The organism is Gammaproteobacteria bacterium (genome assembly GCA_041395725.1).
Classification (GTDB): Bacteria; Pseudomonadota; Gammaproteobacteria; order Pseudomonadales; family Pseudohongiellaceae; genus NORP240.
This window is the reverse complement of record JAWKZW010000001.1, coordinates 3,611,643-3,636,358: the sequence shown is the minus strand read 5'-3', so window position 1 is coordinate 3,636,358 and position 24,716 is coordinate 3,611,643. Positions and strand designations below refer to the sequence as shown.

Sequence of the window (24,716 nt, the reverse complement as noted above, 5' to 3'; positions counted from 1 at the left end):
ACCGGCTATAATCACCCTCCGTTACCGCTAAAAAAGAACACCAAGACGATGCGCCTTGCCACTTCTCTCTGCAAGTTTCTCTGGAATCAGCCCTGGTTCAAGCCCGAATACGGACGCTCTGTCTACAAAATAATCTGCTCGGGTGACGAAGCCCCGGACGCACCGTTCGAAAAGGACTTTTTCGGGCTTCGCTATGCCGGCAATCTGCGCAATACCATCGACTTCAGCGTGTTCTATTACGGCGCCTTCGAGAAGCCATTGCTGTTTTTCCTGCGGGACTGTCTGGCCGCTATTCACAAACCACCGACGGTGTTCTGCGATATCGGCGCCAATATCGGCCAGCACGCACTGTTCATGTCACTGCTCGCCGAACAGGTTCACGCCTTCGAACCCTACGATAAAGTGCGTGAAAAACTGCAGCGACAGATCGCGCTTAATAACCTGACCAACCTGCAGGTCCACGCAGTGGGGTTGAGTGACCAGCCCCAGAGACTGCCCTTTTATGCGCCAACCGGGCGTAACGAGGGAATTGGCTCCTTCGACGCCGGTACCACACAAAAAGGCAATAAGAGTATTGGCGAATTGGCCCTGGAGCGTGGTGATGATTTTTTCCAGGCCCATGCGATTGAATCCGTAGACCTGATCAAGATTGATGTGGAAGGATTCGAAAAATCAGTCTTGGCCGGATTGCAGCTTACCCTGGGAAGCCAGCGCCCCGTCGTCGTCTGCGAGATCACCTACGGAGCCGATCTGTCTATTCAGTCCCTGCAGGAACTCGAGGCACTGTTTCCGCCGGATTACCGGTTTTTCACTTTCGACGTGAGAAAGGCCGATGGCAGCAAAGCCCGCCGCAAGGATGCCAGAGCGAGGCAAAGTGGCGAATATCAGCTGATACCATTCGATTTTCGCTTTCAGAAAGGCCAGGACGACATTATCGCCTGTCCGGCAGAACAGCTGGAACGATTGCCAACAAGCAACAGTCAGCAGGCCTGAATGAGAGAGTAACGAACCTCGGATTAATTGCTGCAATGAACTGGCAATTAAACAGAGATGCTTAAGCTATTTCGGGGAAATCAAGCAGATAAAATAATGCCCAGGTCACGAGGCAAGATGAATTACGGCCTGAGCAGATCGTACTTCACTTCACCTCTAAGCCTGCAACTTTGACCTGGGCATTGATCACTCAAGATGTCCGTAGAGTGATTTGTAGCACGAGGAGTGATACTACGGGTACAGAGTCTACGGGGGCAGGCCCGGGCCGTATTGATCTACATCAGAATCTGGATAATAAAGCTGGATCACTTGAGAGTCGGGTCGCGCGGCTGTCAACCCGTTCTTTTCAGAGGAAGTGGTACGCCTCAGAGGAAGTGGTACGCCGAGAGAATTTGAACCTGTAACCCTCGGCTTAGAAGGCCGGTTGTGCTGATTTGCGCGCTCGATTGATCCGCCTTTTGCTGTTCTCAGAATGAATAGCTGACCCACTTCCTGCTGCTGATTCTCTGCACCAGAGGCCTATTCCAGTGGTCATACTTAGTCAGAGGCTCCCTGAATGCAATTACCGGGTCAGGTTGCGCTGCAACGAGGTAATGAAGAGCGTCCACCTGATTCCGATAAGCCAGTTCATTTTGTATAGTTGCAAACTGAGTGGTTGGATCCCAACCCGCACGAGGAAATGGTAGTAGTTTGACAGCAAAGCCAATGCGCGACATTGGCTTCCGATCTACTGTAAATACTTTACGAAACGACTAAGGATATCCTGCTTATCGATGCGATGTTAAAAGACATACCGCGCCTTCAGGCCTCGACCGGCAAAATGGTGACATCCCAGATCTATGAAGTCGTCCGGTCCTTGGCATACCCCCATAGAGCAATATTGCAGAGCCTGCCGCATTGCTCGATTTTGATTCGCCAGCCTGCCTTGAATGATGTCAGTGCGTTTAGTTGTTAAATAATCAGTGTCCCCTGCGGGCGGTTAAACGCTCTTAAGCGGCAATCGGGTATAGGTCTTGCCCGTTGCAGCAGCCAGGGCATTGGCAACGGCTGGCGCAATGGGCGGCGTCCCCGGTTCGCCAACCCCGGTCGGTGGCAGGTCTGAGTCGATAAAATAAACCTCCACCTCCGGCATCTCACCCATTCTCAAGACCTGATAGTCATGGAAATTGCTCTGGTCCACCAGACCGTCAGTCAGGGTCAACTCGTCGCCCAGCGCCGCCGACAGGCCCAGCGCGACAGCGCCTTCCACCTGGGCTCTGACAATATCCGGGTTGACCACGGTGCCGCAGTCGATAACTGCCACAACGCGATCCACCTTGAATCGCTCACCGGACACCGACACGTCAACAATTTCTGCCACGCTGGACCCGAACGAAGAATGCACTGCCACCCCCCTGCCGGTGTTGGCAGGAACTGCCCTGCCCCAGCCGGCCTTTTCCGCCGCCAGTTTGAGCACCGCGGTTTCCTTGGGGTTGTGCTGCAACAGAGCCAGCCGGTAATCGACCGGGTCGACGCCTGCTTTGCGGGCCAGCAGGTCAATAAACACCTCCTTGCTGAATGCAGTATGGGTATTGCCCACCGATCGCCACCACTGCACCGGCACACCAACCTTCGGTGAGTGCAACTCAACCAGTCTGTGCGGCACATGATAGGCAAGCTCGACGAGCCCTTCCACCGACGACACGTCGACTCCTTCCACAACGGACATCTCCGCCAGCGGCGTTCCTTCCATGATCGACTGCCCTGCCAGTCTGGCCTTGAAGGCCTGCGGTTTTCCGTCTGGACCGAGTGCGGCGGTCAGCTTATGCATGAATGCCGGGCGGTAAAAACCGCCGCGGATATCGTCCTCGCGGGACCACACCAGCTTCACGGGCACGCCCGGGTGCTGCCTGGCGATATTGACCGTTTCCACGATGTAATCGGAAAACGGGTTGGCCCGCCGTCCGAAACCACCACCGGCAAACAGTGTGTGGATCACCACATCCTCCGGCCGGCCGCCGATCATTTCGGCGACCACCATCTGGTCGATGGTCTGAAACTGGCATCCATACCAGAGTTCGGCACTGTTGCCGTTTATCTGTGCGACGCAATTCATGGGTTCCATGGGGGCATGAGAGAGATAGGGAAACTCAAAACTGGCCTCCAGGTAGTCACCGGCCGCTGCCAGTATCGCATCGGCATTGCCTTCCTGCTCTGCCACCGTTCCCGAAGTTTCAAGCAAGGATGCATATTGCTCCCGCAACTCCTTGCTGCCGCGCATTTCCGCGTTACTGTCGTCCCATTCAATAGTCAGAGCTTCCCGCCCCTTGCTGGCCGTCCAGTAATCCCGTGCTACCACCGCAACGCCGGAATCAATTTCAAAAACCGCCTGAACACCCTGTACCGCCAGCGCGGCAGAGGCATCGAAGCTTCGAACTTTGCCGCCGAATCTGGGTGAGTGTGCGACTACCGCGGTCAGCATACCCGGCAACTGCACGTCCTGGGTGTAAAGCGCTGTGCCCCGGTTCTTGCCGATATCCTTGCGCGGCAGATCGGGGTTACCGATATAGATGAATTCGGTCGGGCTCTTCAAAACCAGCGAATCGACCGGGGGAGCCGTCTGAGCGGCCGCCGCAGCGGCCAGCTCACCAAAGGTCGCTGAATGCGGTCCGTGGCGCACTACGCCGGCGCTCACACTGATATCGGCAACCGGCACACTCCAGCGCTGCGCCGCTGCCGCCACCAGCAGGGCACGGGCCGCGGCACCCGCTTCACGCATCTGCTGGTAACTGTTGGCCATGCCGGTGCTGCCACCGGTGGCCTGCAGTCCCATACCAAGATTGGCGTATTTTTCAGTGTCTGCCGGAGCGTGTTCGCAGACAATCTGAGCCCAGTCCGCATCCATTTCCTCGGCGACACAGGTTGCCAGCCCGGTATAGATTCCCTGCCCCATCTCAAGATGCTTGATCAACACCTTGACCTGGTTATCGGAAGTGACGCTGACGAAGGCATTGTAGGTCAGTTCGGCCGCCCCGGACTGCTGGGCCAGCGCGGCTCGTGGCTCGAGGTGCAGGCCGATCACCAGCCCGGCGCCGCCCAGTCCCGCCAGCTTGAGAAACTGTCGCCTGGCCGGTGCATGGGGTTGCAGAGTTTTCTGAAATTTACCCATTACGCCACCTCCCCGGCATTGATCGCCCCGGCAGCCCGCCTGATGCCGGCCTTGATACGGGAATAAGTTCCACAACGACAGATATTGCCGGACATGGCCGACTCAATCTGTTCTTCGGTGGGATTAGGGTTCTGCTCGAGCAGGGCCGCTGCCGACATGATCTGCCCTGACTGGCAATAACCGCATTGTGGCGCCTGAACCTCGACCCAGGCATCCTGCACCGCTCGCGCCGCAGGGCTGCTGAGACCCTCGATGGTAGTGATCTGTCGGCCGGCGGCGGCGGAAACCGGTAACACGCAGCTGCGCGAGGCTTCCCCGTCAATATGCACGGTACAGGCACCGCACTGCGCCATTCCGCACCCGAACTTGGTGCCGGTCAACCCCAGGTGATCGCGAACCACCCACAGCAGCGGGGTATCGCCATCGACGTCGACCTGGTAGGTCTGACCGTTAACGTTTAGTGAATAAGACATGAACACTCCTGAGCAAACAAAAATGAAAACTGCTTGTTGAAATCCCTGCTTTGCTGACTTCTCTGGATTGGCCTGCGAATATAGCAAAATCATTGAAAGGTTTCATGAATATCACAGAGAACCCGGGGCTCCTAACGCTCGAAACAGGCGTACCCGTTGAGGCTGGCGGAAGAGGGATCTACCACTGATTTTGGCAGAGCGGCTGAAATCCGGCCCGGCAGTACCGTTTTCTCAGCGGTGGGACGAAATTACTCCAGCTAGTTCTGGGGGGATACTCCACGTAGCTCAGTACACCGAAGATACTGTCGCTCCGGAATTTCCGGGCAAATTCGAAGCCACCCTCCTCGCTGTCCTTCACGCTGTCCTTCACGCTGACAACGTTGGTAACGCCATACAGGTTATGCAGATCACCAAGCGTCTCCCGCCAGGCTCCCACCAGGGATACCGCCAGGTGATATTTCTCACCTGCCGGTCCGGACGTTCATTAAGGCATCTGCTTATCAGGACGCATTAAGGCTATCCCCGATCCTTGATTGTTTCCAGTTTCGTGAGCGGTGAAACCTGTGTAGCAGCCAGATTTCTGAGGAATCCGATAGCTTTCGCTCGCCAATTCCCTACCAATTCCCTTTCGTCACTGGCTGAGGTTGCTACCAGGCCGCAAACACCCCGGCAAACGCTCCAGCCCCCAATCACAGATTGGGGGCATTCAGTTGCGCCGAAAGCTGGCGCTTTCAACCACGCTTATCCCACCCCTTGGCAGACTTTAATTTTCCGTTGCCTCTTGCTGGTAAGTCAGGCCCCATCAAACAACCTGATCTGCGGCGGCTGTGCCTGGGGTGACAGGTGCCTTCTTTACCCTATGTTCCAGAATATGTCGGATCACCCACCGGGTCTTCCAGGCAGGCAGTTATCCTTGCCGGATCCAGGCACTTCTCGCAGGTTTCGATGTCGATTTCGATCACCCGCTTCACTCGCTGGGCCCAGATTATTGCCAGGAGTGGCATGTATGCCGTTTTTGCAGGAACAAAAACCGGTTATGGCAGCGTGGCGCTCGGCTGGCGGCCTTTCATCCAGGTCGGTTGCTGCCAGCTTTTTCTTGCTGCCCTTGCCCTTCCCTGCTGATGTGATCATTGCCCGGTGTTTACTGTTGCTCGCCCGTTGTCAGCGTGCAAACAGTCTGACACCAGGACCTGTTGAGGCCCGATTTTAGTCCCGGGAGGGACCCGGACATTCCTTATTATTCTCCATTAATCCCTATTATTCCTTATTATTTCTATTTTTATTGATTTATAGAGTTTTATAGGTAATTATACGGAGTATTCGAGACAGGAAAAGACGACTATGACCCTCTATACCACGCAACAGGTTGCCGATCTGCTGGATCTGCACGTCAAAACAGTACGCGGTTACGTGAAGGACGGCAGACTGCGTAGCACCCGGATCGGCAAGCAATACCGGATCGCACGTAAGGATCTTGAGGCGTTCCTGGGCAGGTCCCTCGACGCCAGTCCCACCAAGCTGACACCACGGGCGGAAGTTTCCAGCATTGTGGAGTTGGACGGGATCGGTAACGAAGCGGCCAGCCGACTGGCCAACCTGCTGATGACGGCAGCGCAAGGACATCGGGATGATGCGCCGTTGCGCGTGGAAACCCTGTTCGATACGGAACGCAATCGCCTCAAACTGATCGTCATAGGCAGCCTGGATGCCACCGTGACTGTGCTGCAGATGATCGATCGCCTGACCAGGGAACCCTGATATGAAACCAATTTACCGCTCTCCGCAAGGCCGGGAACTGATCCTGTCACGCTACGAGGAATTTCTGCGTGCCTGGCCCGGGCCCTTTGAACGCCTCGCCATTGAGACCCGACAGGGAAAGACAGCGGTTCTCCGCTGCGGTGACCAACACAAACCGGCATTGGTTCTGCTACACGGTTCCATGAGCAATTCGCTGATCTGGATGAACGACGCGGCACGCTGGCAACAACACTTTCAACTGTTCGCCATCGATATCATAGGCGAGCCCGGGTGCAGTGCCGAATCGCGCCCCGATCTTCACAGCGACGCCTATGCCGAATGGCTGGATGACCTGCTCGACACGCTGGGACTAACGTCGGCCAGTCTCGTGGGAATCTCACTGGGCGGCTGGCTGGCGCTGGATTATGCCAGCCGCAGGCCGGGACGGGTCGAGCGCATGGTGGTGATGTGTCCGGCCGGTATCGGCAGACAGAAACACAGTCTCGTTTTCAAAGCCATGTTCTTATTATTGCTAGGTTCCTGGGGAAAACGCCGTCTGCGGTCACTGGTAACAGGGGCGGACCACCAGCCAACTGAGCAGGGCTTACAGAAATACCTGGATTATCAGTCGTTGATTCAAAAGCACTTCAGACCCCGAGTGGTCCGTTTCAAGCGGTTCAGTGATGACGCTCTGCGGGCAATCACCGCTCCGACACTGTTGATCGCCGGCGGACAGGATGCCTTCTTCGATTTCACCGACACCAGGGAGCGCCTGGCGCAACTGGACTGCCGGATCGATGTGGCGTATCAGGAACAGCTGGGGCACATGATTGTCAATCAGACCGAACCGATCCTCAGCTTCCTGTTAACAGACGCACAATGAAAGCCAAAGACTTGCGGCGACGGCGTGGATAATGACATTCGTCGGAACAGGTGCCGACTCCAACCTGATGGCGCGCGTAGTGGAGAAGCCCAGGTAGAATTCAACGAGGAGATACAGCGCGGCGGAGGCGTAGCGTTACTTCTCAGCGATGCGCGTGAGCATTATAGATTTCCCCCTTTGCGCACGAATCGAAGGGGGCTGATCTGACTGTATTAGGAAGACATCAGAAAAAGATGCATCTCGCACCAACTAACGATGCAGCCTACTGGATATGGTACGCCCGACAGGACTTGAACCTGTAACCCTCGGCTTAGAAGGCCGATGCTCTATCCGGTTGAGCTACGGGCGCAGTGTTTAAAATTAAAACTCAGTTAGCGGAAAACCCGCCTTTCTTTCTTCGCATCGTCTTTTTATCGGCCGATGCCCGTTCCAGCCACCGAGCACAGCTCGATGGCGTTCGCCCGGCACTCAAAGCTCTCGCTTTGAAAACCCGCCGGCTCACCCGGATGAGCCAAGGTCTCTTTTGAGCAGCGCGGTATTTTACACGAAAGTCCCCGGGTTGGGACTATAAAGGCCGATTGTCTCGATCAGGACCGTAGGTGTGGTGGGAGTGGGGCACGCCGCTGCAACCGATGCCGGTGTACATCCCGGCCAGGAACAGGGCAAGTTTGCGGCGCAGGCGCATCATCAAACCGCCCGCCTTCTCCTGCTTGTCAGTTGCTTCACCCACGTTAATCTCGGTGAAAACGACCCGCTTTCCATCTACCGTGGGAACCCGCTTATCACCTGAGTCTACGCTAATCTTGTCCACAGGAACTGGCATGTTACATCCCCTCCTTTAAACAGAGAGACTCATCTTAACCGCAGTAAGTAGACAGTGCCAAGCAGGCGATAGACGGGGAAGAAAAGAAATGGGGTGACCGACGGGGGTCGAACCCGCGACAACCGGAGTCACAGTCCGGGGCTCTACCAACTGAGCTACGGTCACCAGTATGAAGAATTGATTGGTCGGGGTAGAGAGATTTGAACTCCCGACATCTTGCTCCCAAAGCAAGCGCGCTACCAGACTGCGCTATACCCCGATTCGGTACATCAATTTCAGGAGGCAGGGATAATACTCATGAGTCCCCGGACAGTCAATGATTGATTTAGCGCTCGATACGCCAGCTGCTGCCGTCAGCGGAGTCCTCCACCACCACGTTCAAGCGACTCAATTCGTCCCGGATAGCGTCCGCTTTGCCCCAATCTTTGGAGGCTCTGGCCTGCCGTCGTTGGTCCAGCAGGGAATCGATATAAGCTGGGTCAACCTCCGCAGAGACGCTGCCCTGCAGAAACTCAGCCGGCGGCGACTGCAGGATTCCCAGCACATCACCGAGGCGTATCAGTAACTCCGCAAGCTGAGCGGCCTGTTCTGGATCATTATCCTTGCGACGATTGATCTCTCTGGCGATGTCGAACAGCACCTTGATACCTTCTGCGGTATTGAAATCGTCATCCATCGCGGCATAGAAGGCTTTTTCAAAGCGTCCATTTACCAGGGACTTCACACTGCTGGTATCGATGTCTTTCAAAGCCGAATACAACCGCTCCAGAGAGCTGGCGGCCTGCTTGAGATTCTGTTCCGAATAATTGATCGGACTGCGGTAATGACTTGAGATCAGCAGGTACCTGACCACCTCCGCATCGTAATTTTTCAGCACTTCCCGGATGGTGAAAAAATTGCCCAGTGACTTGGACATCTTCTCATCATCCACCCGCAGTGGCCCGTTGTGCATCCAGATGTTGGCAAATTTCTGACCGTTGGCGGCTTCTGACTGGGCGATTTCATTCTCGTGATGCGGGAACATCAGGTCAGAACCTCCCCCGTGAATATCAAAATGCTCCCCCAGGCAGCTGTTCGACATGGCCGAGCACTCGATATGCCAGCCCGGGCGCCCATAACCCCAGGGGGAGTCCCACCCGACCTCACCGTCCCCGGATGCTTTCCAGAGGGCAAAATCACGCGGATCACGCTTTAACTCCCCCACTTCCACCCTGGCGCCGGCCAGGAGGTCTTCCGGGTTTTTCTTGGACAATGCCCCGTAGGACGCGAAGCTATCAACGTCGAAATACACATCTCCGTTATGAGCCCGGTAGGCACTCTCTCGCTCGATGAGCTTCTCGATCATGGCAATGATTTCGGAAATATGTTCTGTGGCGCGAGGCTCGATATCCGGCGGCAAAATTCCCAGGGCACGTTCATCTTCATGCATGGCCTTGATGAAGCGGGCGGTCAGGTCGGAAAACAGCTCCCCGTTCTCCCTTGCCCGCTGCAGGATCTTGTCGTCGATATCGGTAATATTGCGCACGTAAGTCACCTCAAAGCCCCTTGCCCGCAGGTAGCGGACGATAACGTCGAAGGCTACCAGCATGCGGGCATGGCCCAGGTGACTGTAGTCATAGGTAGTGATACCACAGACATAGATTCGCAGCCGGCCCGGATCAATAGGCTCCAGCACCTCTTTGCGCTGAGTCAGGGTGTTGTAAATCCTGATTTCCACGTTTTTCAGCATCAAAACCACTACCCTCCGCCACCAGAACTCCAGGAGTCACGCAGGGTAATGGTCCGATTAAAAACCAGGGCCTCACCCAACGAATCCAGTTTATCAAGGCAGAAATACCCTTCCCTCTCGAACTGAAAACCGGCATCGGTTTGCGCAGAAATTACCGATGGTTCCACAATGCACCCTTCGAGCTCGGTCAGTGATTCCGGATTCAGTCCATCCCGGTAATCCTCAACTGATTTATCCTCGGGGTTTTCGACCAGAAACAGCCGCTCGTACAATCTGACCTTCACCGGCAGACCGGCACTGGCCGAAACCCAGTGGATGACACCCTTGACCTTCCTTCCCTCCGGCTTCCTGCCCAGCGTCTCAGAATCAATCGAGCAGACCAGCTCAGTGATTTCGCCGTTCTCGCTTTTTATCACTTCATCACACCTGATGACGTAGGATCCACGCAGCCGCACCTCACCACCCGGTGTCAGACGTTTGAATCCAGGCGGGGGCTGCTCTTCAAAATCGCTTCGATCGATATAAATCTCTCTGGTAAAGGGCACTTCTCTGCTCCCCATTCCCTCATCCTTTGGATGGCTGGCCATGGTGAGCATGGTTTCCAGATTTTCGTCCACATTGCTCAGAGTCACCTTTAAAGGTGCCAGGACGCACATGACTCGCGGCGCGTTTCTGTCCAGATCCTCCCGGATGCAATGCTCAAACATACTCAGGTCGACAACACTTTCACTACGCGCAACCCCTACCATTTCGCAGAAATTCCGGATCGCCGCAGCTGTCACTCCGCGACGACGCAGGCCCGCCAGGGTGTTCATACGTGGATCGTCCCAGCCACTGACAACCCCGGTCTCGACCATGTCCTTGAGGTTGCGTTTACCACCCATGGTGTAATCGATACGCAGCTTGGCGAATTCGGTCTGCTCGGGAAGAACATACTCACCTGTCGTGTCGGCAAGGTCGCTGGCCTTGCGGATCGACTCAAGCTCAAGATTCTGCAGAATCCAGTTGTACAGAGGCCGATGGTCTTCAAACTCCAGCGTGCATAGCGAGTGGGTTATCCCCTCGATGGCATCGGACAGGCAGTGCGTGTAGTCATACGTGGGGTAGATGCACCATTTGTCCCCGGTCTGATGATGTGTCACATGACGAATCCGGTACAGAACCGGATCCCGCATGTTGATATTCGGCGACGCCATGTCGATCCTGGCCCGCAGGCTGTACTCCCCATCGGTAAACTCGCCCTGTCGCATCCGCTCGAACAGGGCCAGGTTTTCCTCTACCGCACGATCACGATCCGGGCTGTCACGACCAGGTTCAGTCAATGTCCCACGATATTCTCGCGCCTGATGTGGGCTCAGGCTGCAGACGTAGGCCTTACCGGACCCGATCAACTGCAGGGCGAACTGGTACAGCTTTTCAAAGTAATTCGAGGCGTAGCGCACCTCACCATGCCATTGAAAGCCCAGCCAGAGAATATTTTCCTTGATCGCATCCACGTACTCCTGACTTTCCTTGGCGGGATTCGTATCATCGAAGCGCAGATTGCAGTGGCCGCCGTATTCTTCGGCCAGCGAAAAATTAAGACAGATAGACTTGGCATGCCCGATATGCAGATAGCCGTTGGGCTCCGGCGGGAAACGGGTATGCACTCTCCCTCCGTACTTGCCGGATGAAAGATCATGCTCGATCAAGTGCCTGATGAAATTGGACGGCGATTTCGGGCTTTTCGAGGGGAGCTGGGAGTCTTGGGTTTTGTTGCCGGATTCGGACGAAGCCATGTGGACTTGTACTTCCTCATGATGTTCAAAAAACGTATTATAGCCTCTTCCCACACTTCCTATAAGGCCAGGATCAGCAGTTTTTGCAGATCCGCCGATTGCCCGAAGGATTCCGTAACTTTCCCACCATCACGTGGGCTGTCAGGCAGGAATAAGCATGATTGAAATGAAAACCAGTCTCGGGACTCTGATCCTGGAAATTGATTTTGAGCGGGCACCCGTTTCAGCCCGGAACTTCCAGGATTACGTTGAAGCCGGCTTCTACGATGGCACGATTTTCCACCGGGTGATCGATAACTTCATGATCCAGGGCGGTGGGTTCGAGCCGGGCATGAAGCAGAAAGCGACCAACAGCACGATTGAGAACGAGGCAGACAACGGCCTGACCAACAAGGTTGGCACCATCGCCATGGCCCGCACTATGGATCCACACTCGGCAACGGCCCAGTTTTTTATCAACATCAACGACAACGATTTCCTGAATCATCGCGACAAATCACCCCAGGGCTGGGGCTACGCCGTTTTTGGCAAAGTTGTCGAAGGTATGGATGTGGTCGATAAAATCAGACAATGCCAGACCGGCAGCACCATGGGTCACCAGGATGTCCCCGTTGAAGACGTGATCATCGAATCGGCCCGGGTTGTTGAAGCTGACACGTAAGCAATCACGGACACTACCTTGCTGCTAATCTCAGACCTGCACCTTGAAGCCGGCCGTCCCGATATCAGTGACGCACTGGTCGGCTTCCTCCGCCACAAGGCCGTCAGCGCACCGCGCCTCTACATCCTCGGAGACCTGTTCGAAGTATGGCTGGGGGACGATACCAGCGACCCCTTGGCGGAACGGGTCGCCGCGGAATTTCGGCGCCTGACCAGTCAGGGCGTGGAATTGTTCATCATGCACGGCAACCGGGATTTTCTGTTGGGAGCTGATTATGCCAGCCGCTGCGGCGCCTCGCTCCTGACTGAACCGGCAGTTCTGACGGTCGGAAACAGACGCATCGCACTACTTCACGGCGACGTACTCTGCACCCGGGACACCGAATACCTGCAATTCCGCAAGCTGGTAAGAGACCCCGCCTGGCAGCAGCAGTTTCTGGCCCAGCCACTGGCTCAGCGTCAGGCGTTCGCCCGCCAGGCGCGACAGCAAAGCCAACAGACAACTTCCAGCACTGCCGCGGAGATCATGGATGTTACACCAGCAGCCGTCACTGATCTGTTCCAGGCGTTAAAGGTCGACGTCATTATTCATGGTCACACCCATCGACCCGCGGTGCACGACTGCGGCCCACAGAGTCAGCGTGTGGTGCTCGGTGATTGGGATAAAGTGGGCTGGTACGGTGAGATCGGCCCTCAGGGCGACGTGTCACTGCACCAGTTTCCCCTTACCAGGAACTGAACTTCAAACTGGCTTTCCCACTGCTGCGTTCAATTGCAGTCGAGAGACTGCCAGCGGGAATCGGCCAGATAGCGGGTAAAGTGAGCTTCGCATAGAATCAGGATTTCCCGGTCGATCTGCTCACTGAGCTCCTGCAGGCTGAAGTGACTGTATTCCGGGCGGGTTCTGAGCCCGAATTCCTCCAGTGACAGCAGGTGGGCGGGGGCACGCTTCAACAGGTTATGAACCCAGCAATAGGGCGAGAGACTGTCGTCGAAGGGAACCCGCTGATTTCTCAACCCCTGTCTGAGCCGCTCCTCAGAGATCAGTTCCAGCCGGTTTTCGATAATCTGCACATTGAGCTTCTCGACCCGCCCCAGCACCGCCAGTTTTTCCTCGTCACTGTAGGCATTCCAATTGATAACCTCGAAAGCATAGCGCTTGCAACCCCGGCAGATGGGGTCACCGACTGATGTCGTGGAACAGATACCTATACAGGGAGTACGTATTTTTTTCATAAGACCTGGCGACTTTATGCTCAATCTGGAAATCGTAACTGGGTGCAGGAACTTTAACAACCGGCACCGGCTGGCCGGATTGCCTCCGCTCAGCTTACGCGGTGTGGCCTCAACTGGATTTATTACCTCAAATCCAGTAAAATTCCGGCCGGTTTAGTCGGCATGGCGCCGCTCTGATGCCTCCTCAGCTAGCCGTCATTTTATCCTCCGCCAGCGTCTTGTTTCTGCTCCGACAGCGGTGGCTCTGAAACTCATCAGCTGCGCCATAGAATCACTCAAGCTTGTCCACTATTCGAGGAAATTTCAGTGCTAGAAGCCTACAGACAACATGTCGCCGAACGTGCCGAACAAGGTATCGTTCCCAAACCCCTCAATGCCGAGCAGGTCGCCGGACTGATAGAGCTCCTCAAAAGCCCGCCCGCCGGGGATGAGGAGTTTATCCTTGACCTGATCAGCAACCGGGTACCACCCGGCGTCGATGAGGCAGCCTATGTGAAAGCCGGCTTCCTGACCGCCCTGGCAAAAGGCGATGCGTCCTCCCCGCTGATCGACAGAAAACAGGCTATCAAGCTGCTCGGCACCATGGTTGGGGGTTACAACATCGCGACCCTGGTGGAACTGTTGGAGGATGAGGAACTGGGTGCCCTGGCGGCGGACGAGCTTTGCCATACACTGTTGATGTTCGATGCGTTCCACGATGTGGACGCCAAAGCCAAAGCCGGCAATGCCAATGCCAGGCGGGTCATGCAAAGCTGGGCGGATGCACAGTGGTTTACCGACCGCAAAGAGCTGCCGGCAATCATCACTGTGGCGGTTTACAAAGTGCCTGGCGAAACGAATACCGATGACCTGTCTCCAGCGCAGGACGCCTGGTCCAGACCCGATATTCCGCTGCACGCCAAGGCCATGTACAAGAATCCCCGGGAGGGCGTGACCGATGCCGAACAGCAGATCAATGCGCTGAAAGAAACCGGCTTCCCGGTGGCTCTGGTAGGGGACGTGATGGGCACGGGCTCCTCCCGCAAATCAGCCACCAATTCGGTGCTCTGGTACATCGGCGATGACATTCCCCATGTCCCCAACAAGCGGGCAGGCGGCGTCTGTATCGCCAACAAGATCGCGCCGATCTTCTTCAACACCATGGAAGACGCCGGCGCCCTGCCCTTTGAGTGTGACGTTGATAATCTGAATACCGGTGACATCATCGACATCCACGTTTATGACGGCCGGGTTACACGCCACGACAGCGATGAACTGCTGGCCGAATTTTCCCTTAAAACAGATGTACTGCTCGACGAAGTACGCGCCGGAGGCCGAATCCCTCTTATTATCGGCCGCGGTCTGACCCAGCGGGCCAGGGAGAGTCTCGGGCTGCCGCCATCGGCTGTCTTCCGGGTGCCGATCAGCGGCGAAGAATCCAGCAAGGGCTTTACCCTGGCCCAGAAAATGGTCGGCCGTGCCTGCGGCGTCGATGGCGTTCGGCCTGGCAGTTACTGCGAACCCCGCATGACTACCGTGGGCAGCCAGGACACCACCGGCCCCATGACCCGGGACGAGCTGAAAGATCTTGCCTGCCTGGGCTTTTCTGCCGATCTGGTAATGCAATCCTTCTGCCATACGGCGGCCTACCCGAAGCCGGTGGATATCGAGACTCAGCACACCCTGCCAGATTTCATTCATACCCGTGGCGGTGTCTCGCTTCGACCGGGAGATGGCATTATCCATTCCTGGCTCAACCGCATGCTGTTGCCGGATACCGTCGGGACCGGCGGTGACTCACACACCCGTTTTCCTATTGGCATCTCGTTCCCGGCGGGTTCTGGCCTGGTGGCCTTTGCCGCCGCTACCGGTGTGATGCCACTGGATATGCCCGAATCCGTGCTGGTTCGTTTCAAGGGTGAAATGCAGCCGGGGATTACCCTGCGCGACCTGGTTAACGCTATCCCCTATGCAGCTCTGCAATCAGGCGACCTTACTATCGCTAAAAAAGGTAAGAAGAATATTTTTTCCGGACGGATACTGGAAATCGAAGGCTTACCGGATCTCAAGGTTGAACAGGCCTTTGAAATTTCGGATGCGTCCGCCGAACGTTCGGCTGGTGGCTGTACTATCAGGCTCAACAAAGAACCGATCATCGAGTACTTCAAGTCCAACATCACTCTGCTGCGCTGGATGATCTCCCAGGGCTACCAGGACGCGAGAACATTAGAGCGACGGGCCCAGGCTATGGAAGAGTGGCTTGAGAACCCGCAGCTGCTCGAGCCGGATCCCGATGCAGAGTACTTCAAAGTGATCGAAATCAATCTCAATGAAATCAAGGAGCCGCTGCTGGCCTGCCCCAACGACCCGGATGATGTAAAACCCCTTTCGGAAGTACAGGGCACCAGCATCGATGAAGTTTTCATCGGCTCCTGTATGACCAATATCGGGCACTTCCGGGCCGCCAGTGAAGTCCTTAAACAGGTAGAGGGAGGTTTGCCAACGCGCCTGTGGGTTGCGCCCCCAACCCGGATGGACGAGCACCAGCTTACGGAGGAAGGTATCTACAATATCTTCGGCGTCTCAGGGGCACGGACCGAAATGCCGGGCTGCTCTCTGTGCATGGGTAATCAGGCGCGCGTAGCGCCCAATTCGACCGTTGTCTCCACTTCGACCAGGAACTTTCCAAATCGTCTCGGCCAGGGTGCCAATGTCTATCTGGCGTCATCTGAACTGGCTGCCGTCTGCGCGGCATTAGGCAAAATACCCACCATGGAAGAGTATCTGGCCTTCATGCAGGATATCGATACCATGGCTGACAACATTTACCGCTATCTTAATTTCAACGAGATTGCGGATTACATGAAGGCAGCTGAACAGGCTAAGAACATTCCCGTGACCAACATACAGGTTATGGCCTGAACGTCAGTTTTGACCAATAAAACGAACAAGGAGGCGGGCCGATCGGCCCGCCTCCCTTGCTCCATATAAAAGTGCTGACGACTCAGGCAGTGCTCTTATCCACCACTTCGAATACGTCCTTCGACAAATCGGACTCTGCCTTTATCCGCTGCAGCTGCTCCTGCATCAGGGCCTGACGCTGGGCATCGAATTTCTTCCAGCGGGTTAACGGTGCAAGGAGGCGGGAGGCTATCTGAGGGTTCAGCTTGTCCAGCAACAGCACCTGATCGGCCAGAAACCGATAGCCACTGCCGTCGCGGTTATGAAAATTAACATGATTCGCCCCACAGAATGCGCCAATCACTGAGCGCACCTTGTTAGGGTTTCGGATCGAGAATTTTTCATGCTCGAGCAAACGCTTGACCCTGTCCAGATTCCCTGCCGCCGGACAGGTTGCCTGAATCATGAACCACTGGTCCATAACCAATGGCTCTTCAGACCATTGCTGATGAAAATCGTTAATGACACGACCCCTGAGCCCGGACTCGACCAGACTGGAATGATCCAGCAATCGCAACGCGGCGTGCTGATCGGTCATGTTGTGCGCTTCCTGGAATTGTCGGTGACATGACTCGATGGCCGACCCCTGACCGGTCCTGAGCAGATAGCCCAGCGCCAGATTTTTCAGGCTGCGCCTGGCAACCGACTGGGCATCAACCGAAAATATCCCGCTCTCCCGATTGGCCTCATACACCTGCTCAAATTGAACTGCCAGTTGTCGCGCCAGATTGTTACAGAGAAATTCCCTCGCCCCATGGATGGCATCGACGTCGGCCTGCTCTGCCAGTTCAATGAGGTAGCTCTCGGAGGGCAGAGTCAGCAACTGCGCCACCATCGCCTTGTCCAGTTGCGGGTCATCCAGCGTAGCCTGCAGTACACCGGCGAAGGCCTGAGTCAGAATGGCAGGAAAATTCTCTTCATTCAATGCAGCGCCCTGAGCAACAAAGTCTTCGATAATTCGTACCGACAACTGCTGAGAGGCATTCCAGCGATTAAAACCATCACTGTCATTGACCATCAGAAAATAAAAATCTTCCAGCGAATATTTGAACTGTAAGCGTACCGGCGCACTGAACCCCCGCAGCAGCGAAGGGACTGGCTCCGACTCAATGCCGACAAAGGTGAAAGTCTCCTCGGGCCGCGTTATATCGAGCACGCGGTCAACTGCGCCCTCATCAGACTGCTCGTGCTCGAGAATCAGGGGTATCTGCCCGCCGTCGGCATCCAGCAACCCCATCCGCAGAGGGATGTGGAAAGGTTCTTTTTGAGACTGACCAGGCGTGGCCGGACAGCTTTGCCGCACAGTAAGAGAATAACTTTTCTTTGCAGAATCGTAGTGGGATTCCACAGCGACAACCGGAGTTCCTGCCTGGGTGTACCAGTTGCGGAACTGAGTCAGGTCGATCCCGCTGGCGTCTTCCATCGCCTTCACGAAATCTTCGGTGGTAACGGCCTGTCCGTCATGACGCTCGAAGTAGAGATCCGAGCCCTGCCGGAACTTATCCGGTCCGAGAATGTGACTAATCATTCTAACAACTTCGGCACCTTTCTCGTAAATTGTCAGCGTATAGAAATTGGATATCTCCATATAGGACGCCGGTCGAATGGGATGTGACATCGGCCCTGCATCTTCGGCAAACTGAGCGGTTCTGAGCAGGGTCACATCTTCTATTCGTTTGACAGTGCGCGAACCCATGTCGGCGGAAAATTCGGAATCCCTGAATACCGTAAAGCCTTCCTTGAGACTCAGTTGAAACCAGTCGCGACAGGTCACTCTATTCCCGGACCAGTTGTGAAAATACTCGTGGGCCACCACTGCCTCCACCCGCTGAAACGCTGCATCGGTCGTGGTTGCCGGATTGGCAAGCACGCAGGAGGTGTTGAAGATGTTGAGCCCCTTGTTTTCCATGGCGCCCATATTGAAGGCGTCAACGGCAACGATCATAAAAATATCCAGATCGTATTCCCTGCCGTAAACCTCCTCATCCCAGCGCATGGCATTTTTCAGAGAACGCATGGCATGGTCGCACTTATCGAGATCCTTGGCTTCGACAAAGATGCGCAACTGAACCTCCCGCCCGCTGGCGGTGATAAAGCTGTCCTCGATATGTTCGAGGCGTCCGGCCACCAGGGCAAACAGATAACTGGGCTTCCTGAACGGGTCATACCAGGTAACCCAATGACGGGCAGGATCTGCTTCGTCCTGGCCGCTCGCGACCTGATTTCCATTGGACAGCAGCACCGGGTATCTGTCCCGCTCAGCGACAATGGTAGTGGTAAAAACACTCATCACATCGGGACGATCCGGGTAATAGGTAATCCGTCGAAATCCCTCGGCTTCACATTGAGTGCAGAACATGCCGCCGGAACGGTAAAGCCCCTCCAGCGCGGTGTTTTTCTGCGGCTCTATGCGGGTATGGCAGGTAAGGAAAAATTCGGCCCGACTTCCATCTAACAGCTTCATCAGATTAGGTATAGTCAGCGTTTCAGCGTCTAACAAATACTCCTGCTCCGATAGAGGACGACCGTTCAAGTACAGCTTTTCCAGCTGCAACTGCTGGCCCTGCAATACCAGCGATTCTTCCCTGTAACTTTCTCCTTCCTGCTCATTAGCGCGCATGGTCAGTTGCGCGATCACCAGCGCATGCTCTTCGAAGAGCTCAAAGCGCAAATCGGTTCTGTCCACCAGGAATGCCGGTGGACGATAGTCCTTCAGGTGTACGGTTCTTGCCTGGGAATCTCTCATGACGAATTCACTCACTTCTCATTACGGGCCCGTGCTGCCTCAGCAGCACACCTGCGCAAGCCCTGCGGGCCTACGCCTGTGCCGGGTGTACTAATCAATTTCTCTTGACGCGAAGTTCAATACAGTAACCACCGAACCTCCGCAGATTTATAACTCCGGTGTCAAAAATAAGGTACTGGCCCTTGATACCGGTAAGCCTTCCGCCGACCACTGCTTCTTTGTCAAAGCTGAGGCTGGGGATCTTCTCAGGTATCTCTTGAACCGGGTAATTAATGGTCAACGCTTCCACGCCGTTGAGAACGCTGATGCCGAAAAAGCCGAAGCGGTCGTGCATCTCCTGCAGATCCTCCTGGCATTCGGCCAGCAGGCGTTCCTTTTCCGCATCCAGATCAAGCAGTTCACCATCTGATTTCAACATGGCACGCCAGTTGGTTTTGTCGGTGATATGCTGCTTGAACATGACCTCCAGCAAACCTGATTGCAGCCTGCTTCGGACCCGGAGTATCGGTAGCGCCTGAATAGCACCCTGATCTATCCAGCGCGTGGGTATCTGGGTTGCCCGCGTAATGCCCACCTTGATAGCCGATGAATTTGCCAGGTAGACAACATGATCCTGCATGCAGAACTGTTCGCCCCACTCCGGTTCGCGACAGGTCCCCTGCTGGAAGTGACATTTTTCCGGATGAATAATACAGGAATCACATTGTGCCAACGTTTGAAAGCAGGGGTAGCAGTATCCCTGGTTGAAGCTTTTCTTTGTCTCTCTGCCGCAATGCACGCAATGGATCTGACCATTGAATACCAGCGTCAGCTCCTTGCCAAGCAGTGGGTTGGCCGGCACTTCCTCATCGCCAAGCCTGATCCGATAGGACACCGGATCCTCCAGCCTGCTGCGCATCTTTCGCAGCGTGCCTTTACCTAAGGTTTCCATAGGTACGTTTCCAACTTGCCGACTTCCGCAACCAGCTGTCCGATCAGAAAATCAGGTTTCATCGGTGCCATTGCCCTCCCCCGCTGTCCGATCGGAGGCGATGGTTTCAATGCCTGTCGCACAGGCGCTCTTATTCGCAGGCTTCGGACGGATATACCCGGTCCTCTGATCGACCGGCACCTTCCTGTGCTCGTAGGCGATGACAGCCTGCAGGCAGTGCTCAAGCTGTTGACTGCTGAGCAGTTGGCCGTTCTCCCACTTGCCCAACTCTATGGCAGTCTTTAACCTGGCATAGATTTCTGGCGTTATACCCTCGATCAAAGCCTCCAGGCTGTCAGGTTTTTTCTCCAGCATAAACTCCATTCCTGAACCTTCAAGTAATTCGAAGTAACTCGATGACGCTGACTTAATCTGGCAGCGACCAGGCTCCCCTGCTGACAGGCGGTCCCGCTCTAGGTCTGACGCCCGTTACCAACCCGGCTGGCAAGCAATACGCACAGGCCGCCAAACAGGCCGGCGAGGAGACCGCCCAGATGTGCCGCGGAAGCAATCCAGGACGAGGCCAGCACCTCCATCAGTACCAGCGCGACCAGAAAGACGACAAACAGCGATTCATTGACCTGCAGTCGTTTGCCGGGTACGAAATTGTGCAGTATCCAGGCATACCCTACCAGACCGTATACAACGCCGGACATGCCGCCAAAGTTGGAGGCTCCGCCGGAAAGATACTGGGCTGTGTTGCCGACAAACGCCGCCGCAACCACCAGCACCAGAAAAATCCAGCTGGACTGAATGACCTCCAGCTGCCTGCCAAAGTACCACAGCCAAAGCAGGTTAAAAACGATATGCAGACTGCCAAAGTGCAGAAATATTGGCGCCAGGGTCTGGAGAAACAGCACAGGGTTGTTTATCGCACCCAGCAGGCTGAGAAGATCGGTGGCGGGCAAGGCCGGATAAAACAGAAAGTCCATGCGGTATACAGCGGCACCCATCTGAGTTACCGCGGCGACAATCAGACAGATCAGGGTAAGCAATGAACTGACGGGGGCTGTAAATATCACCCGTAACACTCGATAGAGCCAGCTGTTTTCAACCGCTTCACCCCTACCGTCATGACCCGCGGCTGGTTTGGCGGCAGTTTTGATCTGCAGTTGGCCGCTGAGAAATTTCTGTACCAGTTCCCGGACCGGATCAACCTGGTATTCATCCCTGACGAAGATGACCTGCCTGCCCGATTCCTCGATTATTCGGTGTGGTATGCCCTGTTGCCGGAGATAACGACTGAGGTCACGCAGGTTTTCGTCGATGCTGACGTCGAGAACCCTAATCATCCTTGCGTTCCAGCCGGCTGCCCCAACCCAGCTTGCTTCGATAGGCCTGATAGACGCTGTGGTCAGGCGGATGTATCAGCCGCAGCACCTTGGATTTTTTTCTCACGATCAACTGATCGCCGGCATGGGCGGAAAATTTTACTTCGCCGTCGCAACTGACCTGGGGCAGTATGGAATCATTCTCGCCGATGACCAGCCGGATTTCACAATCACCGGCGACCACGATCGGCCGACTGCTGAGAGAATGCGGACAGATAGGTACCAGCGCGATGGCGTCGAGGTCAGGATGCATAATCGGCCCGCCCGCTGACATGGCATAAGCGGTGGAGCCGGTGGGCGTGGCAACGATCAGCCCATCGGATTCCTGACTGTAAACGAAACGGTCATCGACAAACAATTCAAACTCGATCATCTGAGCCGCCTTGCCCGGATGCAGAACCACGTCGTTCAGAGCGCAGCCAAGGTGCTGTCGCTCACCGTTATGCAGGACCTCGAGCTGCAGCAGAAAGCGTGACTCCACGCTGTACTCACCGGCCAGCACCTGCGACAGTCGAAGCTCGATCTCTTCCGGCAACACATCGGTCAGAAACCCTAACCTACCCCGATTGACACCGATGACCGGCACGTTTTCCGACGCAATACTCTGGGCGGCATTGAGCATACTGCCGTCTCCGCCCACCACAATTACCAGGTCGCAGTGCCGAGAAAGTGCCTCGCGACTGGACACCTGCTGCCCGTGGTCCGGTACCAGCTTGCCAGTGGCATCATCCAGAATGATCTCAACATCCCGGGCTTTGAGAAACGCCAGCAGGCGCCGCAGGGAATCTACGACGCCCGCATGCCCCGGACGCCCGATCAGGCCGATTTTCCTGAATTGCGACATGTCCCGTCCTTCATGATTCGCGTGAGCGCAGTATAGCACGGCATCTGCGTCGCCAACTCCGCCGTTCCAGTGAATGGTACCTATTCCACGGAAATACCCTGCCGATAGAGGTATCATTCAGACCAATAAAGCTCTACCACCGCACAGGATTAACAGGAGATTTCCAACAATGAAGGTACTGGTCACCGGAACCGCTGGCTTTATCGGCCACGCCCTTGCACGCCGGCTGTTGCAGCGTGGTGACGAAGTCATCGGCGTCGACAATCTCAATGACTACTACGATGTGCAACTCAAGAAAGACCGCCTTGCTCGCTTGACCGATCATCAGGCTTTTACCGATTGCCGCCTGGATCTGGAGGATGCTGAAGGTATCCGGTCACTTTTTAAGCAGCAGCAACCCCAGCGGGTTGTCAATCTTGCCGCCCAGGCCGGAGTCCGCTACTCACTTACCCACCCCCAGGCCTACGTGAGCGCCAATCTTGCCGGCTTCGTCAATATCCTGGAGGGCTGCCGCCACAATGGTGTTGAGCACCTGGTTTACGCCTCCAGCAGCTCCGTCTACGGCGCCAACACAAACATGCCGTTTTCCGTCCATCACAACGTCGATCATCCGGTAAGCCTTTACGCCGCCAGTAAGAAAGCCAACGAACTGATGGCCCATACCTACAGCCACCTGTTCAATCTGCCCACCACGGGCCTGCGGTTCTTCACCGTTTACGGGCCATGGGGCCGGCCCGACATGGCGCTGTTTCTGTTTACACGCAACATCCTGGCCGGTAAACCCATTGATGTATTCAATCATGGTAACCACCTGCGGGATTTCACCTTCATAGACGATATCGTCGAGGGCGTCATCAGGACACTCGACCGGGTTGCCGAGCCGGATCCGGATTGGTCCGGCGACAATCCCGACCCGGCAACCGCGGCGGCACCCTACCGGGTCTACAACATCGGCAGCAACAACCCCATCAAACTGATGAGCTACATCGAAACCCTGGAGAAGTGCCTGGGCAGGACCGCCATCAAGAACATGCTGCCTCTGCAACCGGGTGACGTGCCGGCCACCTATGCCGATGTCAGTGATCTGGTCAGAGATATGGGCTATCAGCCCGATACGCCAATCGAAGAGGGCATTGCGGCATTCGTGGCATGGTATCTCGACTACTACGGACACTAGCCCGGACGGACGGCACCTCGAATACGCGGGCTGGCCGCGCAGAATTTAAAAGCTTCAAAAAATTTTTAATTAAATCATTTATCTTATTGATTTATATTTAATTTAAAGAAATTTAAAACGCACCGCGCAGGCCCTGCAAAGGGGAGCTTTTCGACCCGGGTCGCAGTTCAGGCCTCCCCCGGATAGGTTCCACCGGTGTGGAGACAGATTACCCGACTGCCCGCCGGAATAACTCCCCTCGCGACCAGGTCGTAAAGCGCAAACAGGAGCTTGCCCGTGTATACCGGCTCCAGAGGGATTCCCGTCCGGTCGGCGAACTCCGTTATAAACGCCAGCAGACGGGCATCCTGGCGGGCATAGCCACCGAAGTGATATTCCTGCGCGATCTGCCAGTCCGGGTACCTGATTCCATTGTCCAACCAGGCCGTCACTGAATCCGTGAGAAACCCTGCACCCTTCAGTACCGCAACCCCCAGCAGGTCAGCAGCCAGTCCGCTTCTTTGCACCCCGCGAATCAGTCCCGCCAGAGTGGCTCCGGTGCCACAGGCCAGCGCAACCAGGTTTCTACCACTGTCTGTACCGGGAATAGAAGCCTGCAGGTGAGGTGATAACAAGTCGACGATGCTTTCACAGCCCGCAACACCTTCGGCATTGCTGCCGCCCTCAGGGATCAAATAGAACTCGCCAAACCTTTCGTGCAGAGATTCAATGAACCCGGCATGCTCTTTAAGTCGGTACTCCGCGCGGCTCACAGGACAGAGAATCATTCCCTGCTCCCGGGCAAAGGCGAGCACCGGGTTCAGTGGCTCGGGCGCTTCCCCTCTGACCACGCCAATACTGCGAAATCCGAACTGACTGGCCGCCGCTGCCAGAGCGCGCAGGTGGTTGGAATAGGCGCCACCGAAACTGAGCAGGGTGTGGTGTCCGGATTTTCGAGCGGCCTGCAGGTTCAGCTTCAACTTGAACCACTTATTGCCGTTAATGCGCGGGTGAATGGCGTCCAGGCGCAGCACGTCCAGACTGACCCCGTGTTGTTCGAGGAGCGGATCTTTGATGGAGTCCAGTGCCGGATTGGCTGGTAGAGACTCTAGCATGAGGAATGGCGGTGTGGGGTTGTTTCAGGTGTTTGAAAAGTGGCGGACCGGACGGGACTCGAACCCGCGACCTCCGGCGTGACAGGCCGGCATTCTAACCAGCTGAACTACCGGTCCGCATTTCCTTTCAAAGAACTCTTACCAGATACCAAGA

22 protein-coding genes and 4 tRNA genes are annotated in these 24,716 nt (G+C 55.7%); 8 read left to right on the top strand and 18 right to left on the bottom strand.

The features are described 5' to 3' along the window. Positions 1-48 precede the first annotated feature (48 nt). Positions 49-993 carry an FkbM family methyltransferase gene (locus R3F50_16055; protein ID MEZ5491808.1) on the top strand — a complete coding sequence of 315 codons (945 nt, stop codon included), beginning with the start codon at positions 49-51 and terminating at the stop codon, positions 991-993. Between the two features lie 979 nt (positions 994-1,972). Here the strand turns inward: R3F50_16055 and R3F50_16050 are convergent. From R3F50_16050 to R3F50_16035, 4 genes are all read right to left on the bottom strand, one after another. Further along, a complete protein-coding gene (locus R3F50_16050; GenBank protein MEZ5491807.1) occupies positions 1,973-4,141 on the bottom strand; it encodes a molybdopterin cofactor-binding domain-containing protein in 2,169 nt (722 codons plus the stop codon). Then, complete coding sequence (locus R3F50_16045; protein ID MEZ5491806.1) at positions 4,141-4,614, bottom strand: (2Fe-2S)-binding protein; 474 nt, start codon at positions 4,612-4,614, stop codon at positions 4,141-4,143. Before R3F50_16045 ends, R3F50_16050 begins: the two co-directional genes overlap by 1 nt. 178 nt (positions 4,615-4,792) lie before the next feature. Further along, complete coding sequence (locus R3F50_16040) at positions 4,793-5,050, bottom strand: hypothetical protein (GenBank protein MEZ5491805.1); 258 nt, start codon at positions 5,048-5,050, stop codon at positions 4,793-4,795. 443 nt (positions 5,051-5,493) lie between these two features. Next, positions 5,494-5,745 (bottom strand): hypothetical protein, encoded by a 252-nt coding sequence (locus tag R3F50_16035; GenBank protein MEZ5491804.1) that lies wholly within the window; start codon positions 5,743-5,745, stop codon positions 5,494-5,496. A 210-nt stretch (positions 5,746-5,955) separates the two neighbouring features. Between R3F50_16035 and R3F50_16030 the strand changes: the two genes are divergently transcribed. Beyond that, positions 5,956-6,372, top strand: a complete 417-nt coding sequence (locus R3F50_16030; GenBank protein MEZ5491803.1) for a helix-turn-helix domain-containing protein — start codon at positions 5,956-5,958, stop codon at positions 6,370-6,372. 1 nt (position 6,373) lies between these two features. Then, on the top strand, positions 6,374-7,234 hold the full coding sequence (locus R3F50_16025) for an alpha/beta hydrolase (GenBank protein MEZ5491802.1): 861 nt from the start codon (positions 6,374-6,376) through the stop codon (positions 7,232-7,234). Between the two features lie 272 nt (positions 7,235-7,506). Here R3F50_16025 and R3F50_16020 read toward each other — a convergent pair. Further along, positions 7,507-7,583, bottom strand: a tRNA-Arg gene (locus R3F50_16020). 1 nt (position 7,584) lies between these two features. Between R3F50_16020 and R3F50_16015 the strand changes: the two genes are divergently transcribed. Beyond that, entirely contained in the window at positions 7,585-7,761 is a 177-nt protein-coding gene (locus R3F50_16015) for a hypothetical protein (GenBank protein ID MEZ5491801.1), read from the top strand. A 38-nt stretch (positions 7,762-7,799) separates the two neighbouring features. On the opposite strand, the gene R3F50_16010 is transcribed toward R3F50_16015, so the two are convergent. The 5 genes from R3F50_16010 to R3F50_15990 all read right to left on the bottom strand — a co-directional run bounded on the left by R3F50_16010 (position 7,800) and on the right by R3F50_15990 (position 11,564). After that, positions 7,800-8,057, bottom strand: coding sequence for a hypothetical protein (locus R3F50_16010; protein MEZ5491800.1), 258 nt, complete (start codon positions 8,055-8,057; stop codon positions 7,800-7,802). An 89-nt stretch (positions 8,058-8,146) separates the two neighbouring features. Further along, positions 8,147-8,222: transfer RNA gene (locus R3F50_16005), tRNA-His, on the bottom strand. Positions 8,223-8,239: 17 nt separating this feature from the next. Then, a tRNA-Pro gene (locus tag R3F50_16000) sits at positions 8,240-8,316 on the bottom strand. A gap of 66 nt (positions 8,317-8,382) precedes the next feature. Then, positions 8,383-9,786: a cysteine--tRNA ligase gene (gene cysS / locus R3F50_15995; GenBank protein MEZ5491799.1), complete on the bottom strand. Its 1,404-nt coding sequence runs from the start codon at positions 9,784-9,786 to the stop codon at positions 8,383-8,385. An 8-nt stretch (positions 9,787-9,794) separates the two neighbouring features. Further along, complete coding sequence (locus R3F50_15990; protein MEZ5491798.1) at positions 9,795-11,564, bottom strand: glutamine--tRNA ligase/YqeY domain fusion protein; 1,770 nt, start codon at positions 11,562-11,564, stop codon at positions 9,795-9,797. Between the two features lie 157 nt (positions 11,565-11,721). Between R3F50_15990 and R3F50_15985 the strand changes: the two genes are divergently transcribed. Continuing rightward, positions 11,722-12,225 carry a peptidylprolyl isomerase gene (locus R3F50_15985; protein MEZ5491797.1) on the top strand — a complete coding sequence of 168 codons (504 nt, stop codon included), beginning with the start codon at positions 11,722-11,724 and terminating at the stop codon, positions 12,223-12,225. 18 nt (positions 12,226-12,243) lie between these two features. Further along, positions 12,244-12,963, top strand: coding sequence for a UDP-2,3-diacylglucosamine diphosphatase (locus tag R3F50_15980; GenBank protein MEZ5491796.1), 720 nt, complete (start codon positions 12,244-12,246; stop codon positions 12,961-12,963). 29 nt (positions 12,964-12,992) lie between these two features. Here R3F50_15980 and R3F50_15975 read toward each other — a convergent pair whose 3' ends face one another. After that, positions 12,993-13,460 (bottom strand): DUF1289 domain-containing protein, encoded by a 468-nt coding sequence (locus tag R3F50_15975; protein MEZ5491795.1) that lies wholly within the window; start codon positions 13,458-13,460, stop codon positions 12,993-12,995. Positions 13,461-13,766: 306 nt separating this feature from the next. Here R3F50_15975 and acnB point away from each other — a divergent pair, with 306 nt between their 5' ends. Then, positions 13,767-16,361 carry a bifunctional aconitate hydratase 2/2-methylisocitrate dehydratase gene (acnB, locus tag R3F50_15970; GenBank protein ID MEZ5491794.1) on the top strand — a complete coding sequence of 865 codons (2,595 nt, stop codon included), beginning with the start codon at positions 13,767-13,769 and terminating at the stop codon, positions 16,359-16,361. An 82-nt stretch (positions 16,362-16,443) separates the two neighbouring features. Here acnB and pepN read toward each other — a convergent pair whose 3' ends face one another. The 5 genes from pepN to R3F50_15945 all read right to left on the bottom strand — a co-directional run bounded on the left by pepN (position 16,444) and on the right by R3F50_15945 (position 22,291). After that, positions 16,444-19,146, bottom strand: coding sequence for an aminopeptidase N (pepN, locus tag R3F50_15965; protein ID MEZ5491793.1), 2,703 nt, complete (start codon positions 19,144-19,146; stop codon positions 16,444-16,446). 94 nt (positions 19,147-19,240) lie between these two features. After that, the gene (locus R3F50_15960; protein MEZ5491792.1) at positions 19,241-20,077 is read right to left on the bottom strand and encodes a DUF2797 domain-containing protein; all 837 of its coding nucleotides are present in this window, start codon (positions 20,075-20,077) and stop codon (positions 19,241-19,243) included. A 51-nt stretch (positions 20,078-20,128) separates the two neighbouring features. Continuing rightward, positions 20,129-20,431: a DUF1315 family protein gene (locus tag R3F50_15955; GenBank protein MEZ5491791.1), complete on the bottom strand. Its 303-nt coding sequence runs from the start codon at positions 20,429-20,431 to the stop codon at positions 20,129-20,131. A gap of 98 nt (positions 20,432-20,529) precedes the next feature. After that, entirely contained in the window at positions 20,530-21,408 is an 879-nt protein-coding gene (locus tag R3F50_15950; GenBank protein ID MEZ5491790.1) for a rhomboid family intramembrane serine protease, read from the bottom strand. Further along, a complete protein-coding gene (locus R3F50_15945; protein ID MEZ5491789.1) occupies positions 21,401-22,291 on the bottom strand; it encodes an NAD(+) kinase in 891 nt (296 codons plus the stop codon). Before R3F50_15945 ends, R3F50_15950 begins: the two co-directional genes overlap by 8 nt. A gap of 169 nt (positions 22,292-22,460) precedes the next feature. Here R3F50_15945 and R3F50_15940 point away from each other — a divergent pair, with 169 nt between their 5' ends. Further along, a complete protein-coding gene (locus R3F50_15940; protein MEZ5491788.1) occupies positions 22,461-23,468 on the top strand; it encodes an NAD-dependent epimerase in 1,008 nt (335 codons plus the stop codon). Positions 23,469-23,635: 167 nt separating this feature from the next. Here R3F50_15940 and R3F50_15935 read toward each other — a convergent pair whose 3' ends face one another. Both R3F50_15935 and R3F50_15930 read right to left on the bottom strand, forming a co-directional pair. Next, positions 23,636-24,562 carry a pyridoxal-phosphate dependent enzyme gene (locus R3F50_15935; protein ID MEZ5491787.1) on the bottom strand — a complete coding sequence of 309 codons (927 nt, stop codon included), beginning with the start codon at positions 24,560-24,562 and terminating at the stop codon, positions 23,636-23,638. A gap of 40 nt (positions 24,563-24,602) precedes the next feature. Further along, positions 24,603-24,679: transfer RNA gene (locus R3F50_15930), tRNA-Asp, on the bottom strand. Between the last annotated feature and the right edge of the window lie 37 nt (positions 24,680-24,716).